Origin of the sequence: Pelomonas margarita (genome assembly GCF_043555875.1) — a bacterium.
In the GTDB taxonomy this organism is placed as follows: Bacteria; Pseudomonadota; Gammaproteobacteria; order Burkholderiales; family Burkholderiaceae_C; genus Pelomonas; species Pelomonas margarita.
The window spans coordinates 420,207-433,389 of sequence record NZ_JBIGHW010000001.1; the positions used below are offsets into that span (position 1 = coordinate 420,207).

Below are 13,183 nucleotides of genomic sequence, written 5' to 3' on the forward strand. Positions count from 1 at the left end.
GGAACGCCCGCCATCCTAACGAGGCGCAGCGCCTTCAGCCTTCGCGGGCCAGGTGGCCAGCAGCACGCCCAGCAAGGCCAGGCCGTAGGCCAGCGCCTGCCGGCCCGACAGCGCCTCGCCCAGCGCCAGCCCCACGAGCGCCGTGCTGACCGGCAGGAACACCGTGAACACGCCGGCCTTGGCGGCCGGCAGGCCGCGCAGCCCGGCCATCCACAGCCAGACCGTGAACACGCTGGCCGTGGCCGAGTAGTAGCCCAGCAGCCCCCAGTCCTGCAGGCGCGGCGCGCCGAAGTCAAAGCTCAGCGCCTGCCAGAGCGCCAGCGGCGTGACCAACACCAGCCCCCACAGGTTGATCAGCGCGCTGATGCGTTTGGCGCTCAAGCCGGCGGTGAGTTGCTTGCCGATGACGACGTAGCTGGCCTCGCACAGCACGGCGGCGATCAGCAGCAGCGCACCTAGCGCGCTGGTCTCGGCGCCGCCGTGCTTGTCGGTGGCCACCAGCGCGATGCCGCCTACCGCGCAGGCGATGCCTGCCAGCGTGCGCGGGCTGAGCTGCTCGCGCAGGAACACGCGGCTCAGCAGCGCGACTGCCGCCGGGATGCCCGCCATGATGACGCCCGCCACCACCGCCGAGCTGTGCCGTAGGCCGAACAGCATGCAGATGGAGAACAGGAAGTTGCCGAGGAAGGACTCTAGGAACAGCAGGCCCCGCGAGCGCGCGTCCAGCGGCGCCTCGTCGGCCGGCTTGCGCAGCCAGGGCAGCATGAGCAGCGCGGCGAAGCCGAAGCGCAGCCCCGCCAGCAGGAAGATGGGGAAGGCTGCCACCAGCAGCTTGGACAGCCCCACATAGCTGCCAACCAGGCTCATGCTGGTGGCCAGCAGCAGGTAGGAGCGCCAGGGCAGCGGGTTCATCAGTCCAGTGTCAAAGCGATGAACTGCGTGAACTGGGCGGGGTTGAAGTTGTTGTCCGACAGCAGGATCAGCGTGCGCTTGCCGTGGTGCAGCGGGCCGAAGGTGATGCCCTCGATGTTGTCCAGCGCCAGCGTGCTGCCGTCGTCGTGCGTCAGCGTGGACAGGTCCAGCAGCAGCGTGCGGCTGACGGGCACCACGTCGCGGCCCTTGATGCTGGGCCAGCCAGACACATCGGTGGCGCCGCGGGTGTCGACGCGGTAGAGCCGGATGGTGTTGCTGGTGGGTTTTCCGTTCAGCGCTGCGATGCCGGGCGTCTGCGCGCCGACCGCGTAGGCGCGCTCGACGACGATGAACTCGGTGGCCGACAGCGCCAGCATCTCCGGCACGCCGTTGGTAGCGAAGTCCCCGGCGCGGGCCGGTGCGAAGGGTACCGGGCCGACGTCGTAGAGGTACTCGGCGCCGGGCTTGCCGGTCTCCAGGTCAAAGGACAGCAGGCGCGCCCGGCTGCCATGGTTCACGGTGGCGGGCAGGCTGTCCTGTGCGAGGCCGTTCTCGCCCATGGTCCACAGCGTGCGGCCGTCGGGCGTGAGGGCCACACTCTCGAAGGCGAGGTTGTTGTGCACGCCCGTGTCGCCCTCGGCCAGGCCGCCCACGCTGCCGGTCGGGTTGAAGTAGGCCGGCACCGCGAACTCGCCGGCTGGGCGCCCGTCCAGATGGGCGCGGCGCAGCGTCGGGTTCTGCATACCGGCGTTGCTGCGCTGGCCTTCGTTGGCCCAGTAGAGCAACTGGCGGCTGGCGTCCAGGCGCAGGCTCTCCGGGTCGACCGCGTTGCGCGCAAAGGGCTGGCCGTTGTTGTCTTGCAACGTGGTCATGGCGATCCACCGCACGCCCGCATGGCCGGGGTCGGCGCTGCGGCGGAACTGGTCCAGGTCCAGCGCCAGCTCGTAGAAGCGTGCCGGCGCCCGGTCGCTGCGGTCGTCGCTGATGGCCAGGTAGTGGCCGGTGGCGGCCACGCGGTCGATGCTGGACAGGCCGCCTAGTGGCAAGCCGCCGAACATGGCCGACGAGGGCACGATCTGTTGGCCGAGGTAGGAGAGCTTCTGGGCCTGGGCGGGCAGGGCGCCCAGCAGGGCGAGGGCAAGGGGAAGGGCGTGACGGAGCAGGGACATGGGAGAGGCGGATTCCGGGCGGGCCGAAGCATAAGGGCGCCGCATGGCGCCTCGGTGGCCGGCCCCTCCCGCTCAGGCGGCGCGGCGCAGGGCGCCTCTGAGGGTGTCGATGATGCGTTCGATGTGGCTGCTCTCGATGATGAGCGGCGGCGACAGCGCGATGGTGTCGCCCGTGGTGCGGATCAGCAGGCCCTGCTCCCAGCAGTCTAGGAAGATGTTGAAGGCCCGCTTGGCCGGCTGGCCGTCCAGGGGTTTGAGCTCGACGCCACCAACCAGGCCGATGTTGCGCACGTCGATGACATTGGGCTCGTCGCGCAGCGAGTGCAGCGCGGCGGCGAACTCGTCCTGCATCCGCGCGGCGCGGGTCAGCAGGTTGTCGTCGGCGTAGGTGTCCAGCGTGGCGATGCCGGCCGCGCAGGCCAGCGGGTGGGCCGAGTAGGTGTAGCCGTGGAAGAACTCGATCAGGTGCTCCGGCCCAGTCATGAAGGCGTCGTGGATCTTCTGCTGCGCGAAGACCGCGCCCATGGGCACGCAGCCATTGGTGATGCCCTTGGCCACCGTCATCAGGTCGGGCGTGACGCCGAAGGTCTGCGCGCCGAAGGGGTTGCCGGTGCGGCCGAAGCCGGTGATGACCTCGTCGAAGATCAGCAGGATGCCGTGCTTGTCGCAGATGTCGCGCAGGCGCTGCAGGTAGCCGGCCGGTGGAATCAGCACGCCGGTGGAGCCGGCCACCGGCTCGACGATGACGGCCGCGATGGTGGACGCGTCGTGCAGCTGCACCAGGCGCTCCAGGTCGTCGGCGAACTCCGCGCCGTGCGGCGGAATGCCGACCGAGAACGCGTTGCGGGCCGGGTCGTGCGTGTGGCGGATGTGGTCCACGCCGGCCAGCAGGCTGCCGAACATCTTGCGGTTGGCCACCATGCCGCCCACCGAAATGCCGCCGAAGTTGACGCCGTGGTAGCCGCGCTCGCGGCCGATCAGCCGGGTGCGGCTGGCCTCGCCGCGCACGCGGTGGTAGGCGATGGCCATCTTCAGCGCCGTCTCGACGGACTCGGAGCCGGAGTTGGTGAAGAAAACGCGGTTCAGCCCGGCCGGCGTCAACGCCGCCAGCCGCTCGGCCAGCTCGAAGGCCTTGGGGTGGCCCATCTGGAAGGGCGGAGCGAAGTCCAGCTCGGCGGCCTGCTGCTGGATGGCCTGCACGATGCGTGGCCTGTTGTGGCCGGCATTGACGCACCACAGGCCGGCGATGCCGTCCAGCACCTCGCGGCCCTTGTCGTCGCGGAAGAACATGCCGTCGGCCTGCGTCAGCAGGCGTGGCGCCTGCTTGAACTGCCGGTTGGCCGTGAACGGCATCCAGTAGGCATCCAGCTTGGAAACGTCAGCGCTCATGCGGGGCTCCTGTGCAGCGCGGGGTGGACGGGATCAAGGCTGAACGAGTCTAAGAGCTAATTTGACGGAGCAGTCAGAATTTGACGACGTCTCAGGGTTCCCACCAGCGGCAGCAGTTGCACCAGCACGATGCAGGCCAGCATCAGGGCGCAGCCCAGCAGGCCGGCGGCGGCCAGGCGCTCTCCCAGCAGCAGGTAGCCGAAGGCGGCGGCGAACAGCGTTTCGGACGACAGGATGATGGCGGCGTCGGCCGCATGGGCGTAGCGCTGCGCGACGACCTGTGCGGTGAAGGCCACGCCTACCGACAGCACGCCCGTGTACAGGATGGGCCCGGTGGCGGCCAGCACGCCGTCCCAGCGCAGCGGCTCCATCACGGCCGCCGCGCCCAGCGACAGCAGGCCGCAGACGGCGAACTGCCCGCAGGCCACGAGGAAGGGGGCGCCCATGCGGTCCGCCCATCGGCCCACCATCAGCACATGCACGGCCCATGGGATGGCGGACCCGATCACCCACAGGTCTCCCAGGCCGATGCTCAGCGTGTGCGCGCCCGACAGCAGGAAGGCGCCTGCCAGGCAGCCGAACGCGGCCGGCCACACCGACCAGTGCGCCCCCTGGCGCAGCAGCAGCCAGCCCAGCACCGGCACCAGCGGCACATACAGCGCGGTCAGGAAGCCGGCGTTGGTGACGCTGGTGAACTGGATGCCCACCTGCTGCATGACGGCGCCCAGCGTCATCAGGCCGCCCAGCACCGCGATGTGCCCGCCGTCGCCGCGCGACAGCGGCTGGCCGGCGCGGCCCAGACGGCGCCATTCCATGACGGCCAGCGGCAGCACGACCAGCGAGCCCACCAGGAAGCGCACGCCGGTGAACAGCAACGGGCCCATGTGGGCCATGGCCTGGTTCTGTGCGACGAAGGCCGAGCCCCAGATCAGCGCGACCAGGGTGAGGAGCAGGTTGGCCTGGATGCGGCTCATGGGGCGGTCAGCGCGGCGAGTTCCGCGTCGTCGAAGCCGGCGGCGCGGCGCGCCTCCAGGTTGAAGGGCGCGCGCAGCCGGGGGGCCTGGTGGCGCGTGGCCAGCTCGGCGTAGGTGGCGATGGGGTCCAGTCCGTGCTGCTCGCACAGGAAACGGTACCAGCGGTTGCCCGCGGCCACGTGGCCGATCTCGTCGCGCAGGATGATGTCCAGGATGGCGCCGGCGGCGTGGTCGCCCGCGCCAATGAGCTTGGCGCGCACGCCGGGAGAGGCGTCCAGGCCGCGGGCCTCCAGCGTGCGCGGCACCAGCGCGATGCGGGCCAGCAGGTCGTGTTTCGTTCGCTCGGCCATGTCCCACAGCGCGTTGTGGGCGTCGAAGTCGCCGTAGTCGAAGCCCAGCTTCAGCAGGTGGTTGCGCAGCAGCGTGAAGTGCGTGGCCTCCTCCTGTGCGATGCGCAGCCAGTCGCGGTAGAAGGCCTCGGGCATGCCGGGAAAGCGCCAGCAGATGTCCAGCGCCAGGTCGATGGCATTGAGCTCGATGTGGGCGATGCTGTGCACCAGCGCGGCGATGCCGGCGGGCGTGCGCATGGACGGTGGCTTGAGACGGATGTGCTCGACCAGTTGCGGCCGGGCCGGTCGGCCGGGAACGCCGTGAGGCGCCGGGATGACGGCTTCGGTGTCCACCGGCAGGTCGGTGGACAGCGCCAGCGTGGCGGCAGCCTTGGCGGGCGCATCGGCGGTGAGCAGGGGGCCGAGCGTGGCCAGGCGGAGGTCGGACATCGCGGCAATTTTAGAATCCGTCTTTTGATGGGAGGCCCGCGATGGCGATCTACCAGCTCGACGAGCACATCCCCGACGTGGCCGACACGGCCTTCGTGGCCGACAGCGCTGAGGTCATCGGCCGCGTGACGCTGGGCGAGGACGTGAGCGTGTGGTTCAACGCCGTGCTGCGCGGCGACACCGAGGCGCTCAGCATCGGCGCCGGCAGCAACATCCAGGACGGCTCGGTGCTGCATGCCGACACCGGCTTCCCGCTGGTGATCGGCGAGCGTGTGACGGTGGGCCACCAGGTCATGCTGCATGGCTGCACGGTGGGCGACGAGAGCCTGATCGGCATCGGCGCCGTGGTGCTGAACGGCGCCCGCATCGGCCGTCACTGCATCGTCGGTGCCGGCGCGCTGGTGACCGAGGGCAAGGAGTTTCCCGACGGCTCGTTGATCGTCGGCGCGCCCGCCAAGGCGGTGCGCGAGCTGACCGAGGCGCAGATTGCCGGGCTCAAGGCCAGTGCCGCCCATTACGTCAACAACGGCCGCCGCTACGGTGCCGGCCTGAAAAGAATCCGATGAGTGAACTCCACAAATTCCTGTTCGACGGCCTGCCGGTGCGCGGCATGCTGGTGCGCCTGACCGACGCCTGGCGCGAGGTGCTGGCGCGGCGCGAGCCCGGCCAGGACTACCCGCCCGAGTTGCGCGACCTGCTGGGCCAGATGAGCGCTGCGGCTGTGCTGATGCAGGCCAACATCAAGTTCAACGGCGCCGTGGTGCTGCAGATCTTCGGCGACGGCCCGGTCAAGCTGGCCGTGGCCGAGGTGCAGCCCGACCTGGCCTTCCGCACCACGGCCAAGTGCGTGGGCACCGTGGAACCCGGCGCGACGCTGGAGGGCATGGTGAACGTCAACGGCCAGGGTCGCTGCGCCATCACGCTGGACCCGAAGGACCGGCTGCCCGGCCAGCAGCCCTACCAGGGTGTGGTGCCGCTGCATGGCGACCAGCGCGAGCCGCTGCAAAAGGTCAGCGAGGTGCTGGAGCACTACATGCTGCAGTCCGAACAGCTGGACACCAGGCTGGTGCTGGCGGCCAACGGTGACATCGCCGCCGGCCTGCTGATCCAGCGCTTGCCGGTGGAGGGCGAGGGCAACCTGGAGGGCCGCAAGAACGAGGACGACATCGGCCTGTCGGATGCGTTCAACCGCATCAGCATCCTGGCCGGCACGCTCACCTCGGAGGAGTTGCTGACGCTGGACGCCGACACCATCCTGCGCCGCCTGTTCTGGGAGGAGACGGTGACTCGCTTCGAACCCCAGGCGCCGCGCTTTGCCTGCACCTGCTCGCGCGAGCGCGTCTCGCAGATGCTGCGCGGCCTGGGCCGCGAGGAGGTGGACAGCGTTCTGGCCGAGCGCGGCGATGTGGAGATCGGCTGCGATTTCTGCGGCCGCCACTACCGCTTCGACGCAGTGGACGTGGGCGCGTTGTTCACCGAGCAGGGCCCAGCGGCAGGCGCGTCGTCCACGCTGCAGTAGCGCGCCGCGCGGGAGTAGGCACTCCTGTGGATGAACCCGCGGCTAGTGATTGACGCCGCCCGGCCCAGCTGAGACGGTCGCGCTGTGGCCCGCCATGTCTTGAGCGGGCGAGGGGCGGCGGATGGCGGACGCGAAGGGCGGCGTATTGGGCAGCTTTCCCTGGGCCAGTGTCGCCGTGCTGGTGGCCTTCGTCGCGAGCACGCAGCTGGTGCCGCAGGCCTTCGAGGCCCTGCGTCCCGCCGAGAAGGCGCGCGCGCAGGCGCCGCTGGACGAGGTGCTGGAGATCAACGCGCGGCTGTGGGAAGACCCGTTCGCCGCGCTGCGCCGCCACGAGCTGGAACGCGCCGAGCGCTGTGAGCGCCAGCGCAAGGCCGGACAGGAGGGGGGCGGCGATTGCGGGCGGCAGACGCCCCAGTTGCGCGACCCGCAGCAGCTGCTGGCCCGTCTGGACGCCGACCAGAACCGCCGGATCGACGACACGCTCGTCGTGCTGGCGCTGATGCCGGGCGCCGATTTCGTCGGCGCCGAGGAGGCGCGGCGGCGCATTCGCTACGCGACGCTGGCCGGCCTGCTGGCGCAGGACTACGTGCCGGACAACGCCGAGCGGCTGAGCCTGCTGGAGTTCCGGCTGCTGGACGCGCGCGGGGGACGGCCCGAGGCGGCGGGGCCGGGCTATCTGGTGCCCTACGAGCTGTTGTCGCTGCGCCGCGAGGACACCGACAACCCGCCCTCGCGCTATGCGCAGATCGCGTTGCTGTGGGTGGACGAGACGGCGCTGCCGCTGCGCAAGCTGGACGCCGTGGCCCGGCTGACCGAGCAGCTGATGGGGGCGCAGGCCCTGCAGCGCGCTGCGCTGCGCTTTGCCAACGCGCAGGACACGCTGCCGCGGCTGGCCGTCATCGGCCCGTCGTCCACCGACGCCCTGCGCACTGCGCTGCGCGACCTGCGTTGCGCGGCCGATCTGGACAACACGGCCGGCATCGCCCAGGGCGACGGGCCGGCGCGGCAGGATGCGGTGCGCTGCGCGCGCCGTGGCGAGGAGGTCGGCCGTGGGCTGGCGGCCGATGTGCTGGCCGGGTATCAGCTGCTGGCGCGGGCCGAGTTCTACAACCCCTCGTCCACCGCGCCGGAGCGCACGTTGATGGAGTTGCAGCCCTACCAGCGCGATGTGACGCGGCTGGATGACGGGCTGGACGCCTTCCTCACGCAGCACTTCAGCCGCCTGACCCGTGCGCAGGGCCAGCCGCCTCCGGTGCGCATGGTGCGCACGGTCGGCAACGACGCCGCGCTGCTAGAAGGCCTGGTGGCCGAACTGCGGCTGCGGCTGCAGCAGAAGCGGCGCATCGTCGTCGTGGCGGAGCGCGATTCCATCTACGCGCAGGCTCTGGTGGGGCAACTGCGGGAGTGCCTGTCCGACGAGTTGCGCGAGAGCTTGCGGGTGGTCTATTTCTTCCGGGGCCTGGACGGCGTGACCACGCGCGACGGCAGCGCTGCCGCCCCCGCCGCCAAGACGCCCACCCTGGAGTGGCCGGAGAGCCGCGACCAGCTGGACTACCTGCGCCGGCTGGGCCAGTCGCTGCGGGCCAGCGAGCGTGAGGAAGGCCGCCTGCCTATCGGCGCGGTCGGCATCTTCGCCAGCGATGTGCACGACAAGTTGCTGGTGCTCCAGGCGCTGCACGAGACCTTCTCCGACCGCGTGTTCTTCACGACCGACATGGATGCTCGCTACCTGCATCCGCGCACGCAGTCCTTCACGCGCAACCTGGTGGTGGCCAGCAGCCTGCCACTGGCCTTTCACGCGCCCGCAGCCGCCGGGGGCCTGGACCTTCAGGCCGGCACGCCCCCGCTGCGCGACATCTACCAGACCAGCACCTACGCCGCCGCCCGGCGCGCCGGTTGCCGCAGCGCGGCCTGCAAAGCGGCGGAGGCGCAGGCGCTGGACGCGGTGCTGCGCCGCACGTCCGTCTACGAAATCGGGCGCTCGCAGATGGTGCCGCTGGCCGGCTACGCGCTTGAGGCCAGCACGGCGCAGCGGCCGCTTGGGCGGGTGCTGGTGGCGCTGGTGTTGGCAGGGCTGATCGGCGGCATGTTGCTCGTTTGGCCCTCCACGCCGGCCATGCGCCAGGCGCGGCAGGCCTTGCTGCCCGGCGGCGCGACGTCGCAGCCCATGGGCGCCACGGCAATGGCCTTCGTCGTGCTGCATGCGGTGCTGCTGTTCTGCACCGTGGCCAGCCTGTCCGAGTTCGTGCTGCCCGGGCGGCTGGACTTCGACCATGCACGGCTGATGGGCCTGCTGGCCGGTGGTGGCGCGCTGCTGGTGGGGCTGGTGGCATGGCGCGCCAGCGCGCGGCCGCGCCTGGCGGCCGGGTTGCTGCTGGCGTTGGCCGCGCTGGTAGCGTTGTGGGCGGCGCAGGCCTGGCCCGCCACCAGCCGCTGGGTGGGCGGCAGCTGTGCCGATTGCGAACCCACGGTCTGGCTGGAGGGCGTGAGTGCCTGGCCGTCGCACCTCATTCACCTGCTGGCGCTGTGCGTGCTGCTGTGGACGCTGGACTGGGCCTGGGCGCTGACGCAGCAGCAGCTGCAGGCGGACGCCGGCTGGCTGCGCCTTCCGCAGCCGCAGCGCCAGGACAGCTTGGCGAGCCTCCTGAAGGGCTGGCGGCGCCATGCCAGCGTGCTGCGGTGGCCGGCAGGCGTGGGACACAGCTGCGATGTGCGGCAGCTGTGGGTGGAGTACGGCGAGCGCGCCGAGGCACGGCCGCGCCTCGTGCGCACGCTGGGCTGGTATGTGCTTACGCTGGCAGTCATGGGCCTGCTGTTCTTTGGGCTGAACGAGGGGCGCATCCCCGAGGTGCCTGTGCGCGGCCAAGCGCACCGCAGCCTGGTGAGCCTCACGCTGTATGCCGCGCTGCTGCTGTTGCCGCTGCTGATCGTGGCGGTGGCGGACGCCACCGTGCTGCTGACGCGCTTCGTGCAGCACCTGAACGCCGGGCGCAGCTTCTACCCGCCAGAGACGGTGGCGCAGTTCGCCGGCGCCCTCGGCGAGGAACACCGGCAGCTGTGGGCGCAGCGCTTCAATGCCCGGCCTCAGGACCGCCAAGGCGACGGCACGGGCTTCCCCATGCACACGCTGCTGGACGACTGGATGGACGTTCAGGTCGTGGCCCGGCTCAGCGCCCCGATCGCGCGGCTGGTCATCGGGCCCTTCATCGTGCTGGCCTTGCTGGTGGTAGCGCGCAGCCGGCTGTTCGACAACTGGGCACTGACGCCGGCCATCGCCGTGGGCGTGAGCTTCTATGTGGCCGTACTCGTGGGCCTGACGGTGCTGCTCAAGCAGGCCGCCGAGACGCGCCGTCGCCAGGCACTGGCGGCCATGCAGGCCGACCTGCGCTGGCTGGCCGGCAGCGGGGCGCCGCTGAGCGGGCTGGTGGAGCCGTTCAAGCGGCTGATCACGCAGGTGGAGAGCGAGCAGCGCGGCGCGTTCGCGCCGTTCTTCGAGCAGCCGCTGCTCAAGGCCATGCTCGTGCCGCTGGGCGGCGCGGGCGGCACGCAGTTGTTCGACTACCTGCTGCTGGCGCGTTGAAGGGCGGCGACGGCGGCGGCCAGGCGTTCGTCGTCGCTGCCTGAGATGTCCCTCCAGTGCACGCCGTGCGCCGACATCGTGGTGCGCAGGCGGGCATCGATGGCCGCGCGCACTTCGGGGCCATCACGCATGAAACCATCGGCTTGCCATGGCAAGTCTGGCGCGCACAGCAGGGTCAGCCCGACGTGGCGCTGATAAGCGAGCGCGTCGTCGAGCAGCGTGTCGTCGCCGAAGTAGTGCTGGCTGCAGACAGCCACCAGCAGCGGCGTGGTGTCGCAGATCACCAGGTCATGAGCGCTCAGGGCTGACTCAATCCGGCTGGCTTGTTCCGCGGCGATGTGCGCCTGTTCGTGCCGCTGTGGTGTGCGGCCGTGGGTGTCGCACCACTCGCGCAGGTACTCGCTGACGAGGCCAGCGCCAAAGCGCGCGGCCAATGCCTCGGCCAGTGTGGACTTGCCGGTGCACTCGGCACCCAGCAGCGCGACGATCATGCGCGCCTCCAGGCGCGCCAGCCCATCATGCTCATCGGGATGAAGCCGGCATACAGCACGACGGTGAGCCAGTAGCCCTTCAGGCCAAACAGCACGACGCTGGCTGCGTTGACGACGATCCACACGGGCCAGTTCTCGATGTACTTGCGCGCCAACAGCCATTGGCCCAGCAGACTGGCCACCGTGGGGAAGGCGTCCCAGTAGGGCAGGGGGCTGTCGGTGGCGTGGTCCAGGAACAGGCCCAGCAGCGGCCAAGCGGCAAGCGTCAATAGCGCGGGCTTCAGCAGGCCTCGCAGGCCCAGCCGCCGCACGGTCAGTACCTCGCCGTCGCGCGTGCGCCCGAAGCGCCACTGCCACAGGCCCCACACGGCCAGCGCTGCGAACACCAGCTGCAGCGCGGCCTCGCCGTAGAGCTTGCCGTCCCAGAACAGCGCGAAGTACAGCAGCGAACTGACGAAGGCCAGCGGCCAGGCGAGCAATCGCACGCGCATGTTGCAGAGCACCATCCACACCGCCAGCACGAAAGCCAGCAGCTCCAGCCAGGACGCCGGGCTGCCAAAGGCGGTGAAGGCCGGCGCGAGCAGCGCGGCCCAGAGCTCGGCGAGCATCAGCGCGTGGAGACGGCGGGCGCCACAGACGCGCCACGCGCCGGGCTCAGCGGCACGAAGACTTCGTCCGCTTTGATCATGCCCAGCTCGAAGCGGGCCTTTTCTTCGACCATCTCCAGGCCTTCGCGCAGATCGCGCAGCTCGGCCTGCAACTGGTCATTGCGCGCGCGCGCCTTGTCGTTGTCGGCGCGCGCGGCCGCCACCTCCTCCCGGAGGTGGGCGACGTAGGGAATGCTGCCCCGGCCCACCCAGAGCTGGGCTTGGATGGCGATCAGGAAGATCGCCAGGACCAGGGCGAGCACTTTCATGGAGCCCCTCGTCCAAGAACGACCTTGGCCGGTCCCGCGAGGGGATGGCGAGGCTCGCAGCGTTCAGCCACGAGCACATCGCCAGCGCGGGTCGGCTTGGGCGCAGCCCGGCGCTCGGCCTGCATGACGAGGGCTTCCGACAGGTTCACTTCAGGTTGTAGAACGCGGCACGTCCGGGGTAGACGGCAACGTCGCCCAGGTCTTCCTCGATGCGCAGCAGCTGGTTGTACTTGGCCATGCGGTCCGAGCGCGACAGCGAACCCGTCTTGATCTGGCCGGCGTTCAGGCCGACGGCGATGTCGGAGATGGTGCTGTCCTCGGTCTCGCCCGAGCGGTGCGAGATGACGGCCGTGTAGCCGGCGCGCTTGGCCATCTCGATGGCGGCGAAGGTCTCGGTCAGCGTGCCGATCTGGTTGATCTTGATGAGGATCGAGTTGGCGATGCCCTTGTCGATGCCTTCCTTCAGGATCTTGGTGTTGGTGACGAACAGGTCGTCGCCGACGATCTGCACGTTCTTGCCCAGGCGCTCGGTCAGGATCTTCCAGCCATCCCAGTCGCCTTCGGCCATGCCGTCTTCGATGGAGATGATGGGGTACTTGTCGACCCAGGTGGCCAGCATGTCTGTCCACTGCTGCGAGGTCAGCTGGATGCCGCCTTCGCCTTCGAGCACGTACTTGCCGTCCTTGTAGAACTCGCTGGCGGCGCAGTCCAGGCCGATAGCGATCTGCTCGCCAGCGGTGTAGCCGGCCTTGGCGATGGCGTCCAGGATCAGCTGGATGGCTGCTTCGTGGCTTTCAACGCTGGGCGCGAAGCCGCCTTCGTCACCCACCGCGGTGGAGATGCCCTTGTCGTGCAGGATCTTCTTCAGCGCGTGGAAGACCTCGGCACCCCAGCGCAGCGCTTCGCGGAAGCTCGGCGCGCCCACGGGGATGATCATCAGCTCTTGCAGGTCCAGGCTGTTGTTGGCGTGCGCACCGCCGTTGATGACGTTCATCATCGGCACGGGCAGCTGGTTGCCGTTCATGCCGCCGAAGTAGCGGTACAGCGGCAGGCCGGACTCTTCCGCAGCGGCGCGGGCCACGGCCATCGAGACGGCCAGCATCGCGTTGGCGCCCAGGCGGCTCTTGTTCTCGGTGCCGTCCAGGTCGATCAGCGTCTTGTCCAGGAAGGCCTGCTCGGCGGCGTCCAGGCCCAGCACGGCTTCGCTGATCTCGGTGTTGATGTGCTCGACGGCCTTCAGCACGCCCTTGCCCAGGTAGCGGCTCTTGTCGCCGTCACGCAGCTCGATGGCCTCGCGCGAACCGGTGGACGCGCCCGACGGCACGGCCGCACGGCCCATGACGCCGGACTCCAGCAGCACGTCGCATTCGACGGTGGGGTTGCCGCGGCTGTCGAGGATTTCTCGGCCGACGATGTCAACGATGGCGCTCATTCTTGGGTCTCCAGGAAAGTAA

General features: G+C 70.0%; 12 protein-coding genes. 3 read left to right on the forward strand and 9 right to left on the reverse strand.

The genetic code is table 11. The features are described from left to right. Positions 1 to 15: 15 nt before the first annotated feature. The 5 genes from ACG0Z3_RS01940 to ACG0Z3_RS01960 form a co-directional block, all read right to left on the reverse strand. Positions 16 to 912: a DMT family transporter gene (locus tag ACG0Z3_RS01940; RefSeq protein WP_394394800.1), complete on the reverse strand. Its 897-nt coding sequence runs from the start codon at positions 910 to 912 to the stop codon at positions 16 to 18. Continuing rightward, positions 912 to 2,081, reverse strand: coding sequence for an esterase-like activity of phytase family protein (locus ACG0Z3_RS01945; protein WP_394394801.1), 1,170 nt, complete (start codon positions 2,079 to 2,081; stop codon positions 912 to 914). The genes ACG0Z3_RS01940 and ACG0Z3_RS01945 overlap by 1 nt, the downstream gene beginning before the upstream one ends. A gap of 72 nt (positions 2,082 to 2,153) precedes the next feature. After that, complete coding sequence (gene aptA / locus ACG0Z3_RS01950; RefSeq protein ID WP_394394802.1) at positions 2,154 to 3,470, reverse strand: omega-aminotransferase AptA; 1,317 nt, start codon at positions 3,468 to 3,470, stop codon at positions 2,154 to 2,156. A gap of 56 nt (positions 3,471 to 3,526) precedes the next feature. After that, complete coding sequence (locus ACG0Z3_RS01955) at positions 3,527 to 4,444, reverse strand: DMT family transporter (RefSeq protein WP_394394803.1); 918 nt, start codon at positions 4,442 to 4,444, stop codon at positions 3,527 to 3,529. After that, on the reverse strand, positions 4,441 to 5,223 hold the full coding sequence (locus ACG0Z3_RS01960; protein ID WP_394394805.1) for a ferritin-like domain-containing protein: 783 nt from the start codon (positions 5,221 to 5,223) through the stop codon (positions 4,441 to 4,443). Before ACG0Z3_RS01960 ends, ACG0Z3_RS01955 begins: the two co-directional genes overlap by 4 nt. Before the next feature lie 41 nt (positions 5,224 to 5,264). On the opposite strand from ACG0Z3_RS01960, the gene ACG0Z3_RS01965 reads away from it, so the two are divergent. The 3 genes from ACG0Z3_RS01965 to ACG0Z3_RS01975 all read left to right on the forward strand — a co-directional run bounded on the left by ACG0Z3_RS01965 (position 5,265) and on the right by ACG0Z3_RS01975 (position 10,322). Continuing rightward, the gene (locus ACG0Z3_RS01965; protein ID WP_394394806.1) at positions 5,265 to 5,789 is read left to right on the forward strand and encodes a gamma carbonic anhydrase family protein; all 525 of its coding nucleotides are present in this window, start codon (positions 5,265 to 5,267) and stop codon (positions 5,787 to 5,789) included. Next, positions 5,786 to 6,742: an Hsp33 family molecular chaperone HslO gene (gene hslO / locus ACG0Z3_RS01970; protein ID WP_394394807.1), complete on the forward strand. Its 957-nt coding sequence runs from the start codon at positions 5,786 to 5,788 to the stop codon at positions 6,740 to 6,742. Before ACG0Z3_RS01965 ends, hslO begins: the two co-directional genes overlap by 4 nt. A 121-nt stretch (positions 6,743 to 6,863) precedes the next feature. Then, entirely contained in the window at positions 6,864 to 10,322 is a 3,459-nt protein-coding gene (locus ACG0Z3_RS01975) for a hypothetical protein (RefSeq protein WP_394394808.1), read from the forward strand. Here the strand turns inward: ACG0Z3_RS01975 and ACG0Z3_RS01980 are convergent. The 4 genes from ACG0Z3_RS01980 to eno all read right to left on the reverse strand — a co-directional run bounded on the left by ACG0Z3_RS01980 (position 10,301) and on the right by eno (position 13,161). Continuing rightward, the gene (locus tag ACG0Z3_RS01980) at positions 10,301 to 10,813 is read right to left on the reverse strand and encodes an AAA family ATPase (protein WP_394394809.1); all 513 of its coding nucleotides are present in this window, start codon (positions 10,811 to 10,813) and stop codon (positions 10,301 to 10,303) included. The genes ACG0Z3_RS01975 and ACG0Z3_RS01980 overlap by 22 nt on opposite strands. Next, positions 10,810 to 11,421 carry a nicotinamide riboside transporter PnuC gene (pnuC, locus tag ACG0Z3_RS01985; protein ID WP_394394810.1) on the reverse strand — a complete coding sequence of 204 codons (612 nt, stop codon included), beginning with the start codon at positions 11,419 to 11,421 and terminating at the stop codon, positions 10,810 to 10,812. Before pnuC ends, ACG0Z3_RS01980 begins: the two co-directional genes overlap by 4 nt. Continuing rightward, complete coding sequence (locus ACG0Z3_RS01990) at positions 11,421 to 11,729, reverse strand: septum formation initiator family protein (RefSeq protein ID WP_394394811.1); 309 nt, start codon at positions 11,727 to 11,729, stop codon at positions 11,421 to 11,423. Before ACG0Z3_RS01990 ends, pnuC begins: the two co-directional genes overlap by 1 nt. Positions 11,730 to 11,874: 145 nt before the next feature. After that, positions 11,875 to 13,161: a phosphopyruvate hydratase gene (gene eno / locus ACG0Z3_RS01995; protein WP_394394812.1), complete on the reverse strand. Its 1,287-nt coding sequence runs from the start codon at positions 13,159 to 13,161 to the stop codon at positions 11,875 to 11,877. Positions 13,162 to 13,183 lie beyond the last annotated feature (22 nt).

Bases quoted from the DNA above. Each gene is read 5' to 3' on its own strand.
- eno (WP_394394812.1), bottom strand. From the start codon at position 13,161: ATGAGCGCCATCGTTGACATCGTCGGCCGAGAAATCCTCGACAGCCGC.
- ACG0Z3_RS01975 (WP_394394808.1), top strand. From the start codon at position 6,864: ATGGCGGACGCGAAGGGCGGCGTATTGGGCAGCTTTCCCTGGGCCAGT.
- ACG0Z3_RS01960 (WP_394394805.1), bottom strand. From the start codon at position 5,223: ATGTCCGACCTCCGCCTGGCCACGCTCGGCCCCCTGCTCACCGCCGAT.
- ACG0Z3_RS01945 (WP_394394801.1), bottom strand. From the start codon at position 2,081: ATGTCCCTGCTCCGTCACGCCCTTCCCCTTGCCCTCGCCCTGCTGGGC.
- hslO (WP_394394807.1), top strand. From the start codon at position 5,786: ATGAGTGAACTCCACAAATTCCTGTTCGACGGCCTGCCGGTGCGCGGC.
- ACG0Z3_RS01940 (WP_394394800.1), bottom strand. From the start codon at position 912: ATGAACCCGCTGCCCTGGCGCTCCTACCTGCTGCTGGCCACCAGCATG.
- aptA (WP_394394802.1), bottom strand. From the start codon at position 3,470: ATGAGCGCTGACGTTTCCAAGCTGGATGCCTACTGGATGCCGTTCACG.
- ACG0Z3_RS01980 (WP_394394809.1), bottom strand. From the start codon at position 10,813: ATGATCGTCGCGCTGCTGGGTGCCGAGTGCACCGGCAAGTCCACACTG.
- ACG0Z3_RS01990 (WP_394394811.1), bottom strand. From the start codon at position 11,729: ATGAAAGTGCTCGCCCTGGTCCTGGCGATCTTCCTGATCGCCATCCAA.
- pnuC (WP_394394810.1), bottom strand. From the start codon at position 11,421: ATGCTCGCCGAGCTCTGGGCCGCGCTGCTCGCGCCGGCCTTCACCGCC.
- ACG0Z3_RS01955 (WP_394394803.1), bottom strand. From the start codon at position 4,444: ATGAGCCGCATCCAGGCCAACCTGCTCCTCACCCTGGTCGCGCTGATC.
- ACG0Z3_RS01965 (WP_394394806.1), top strand. From the start codon at position 5,265: ATGGCGATCTACCAGCTCGACGAGCACATCCCCGACGTGGCCGACACG.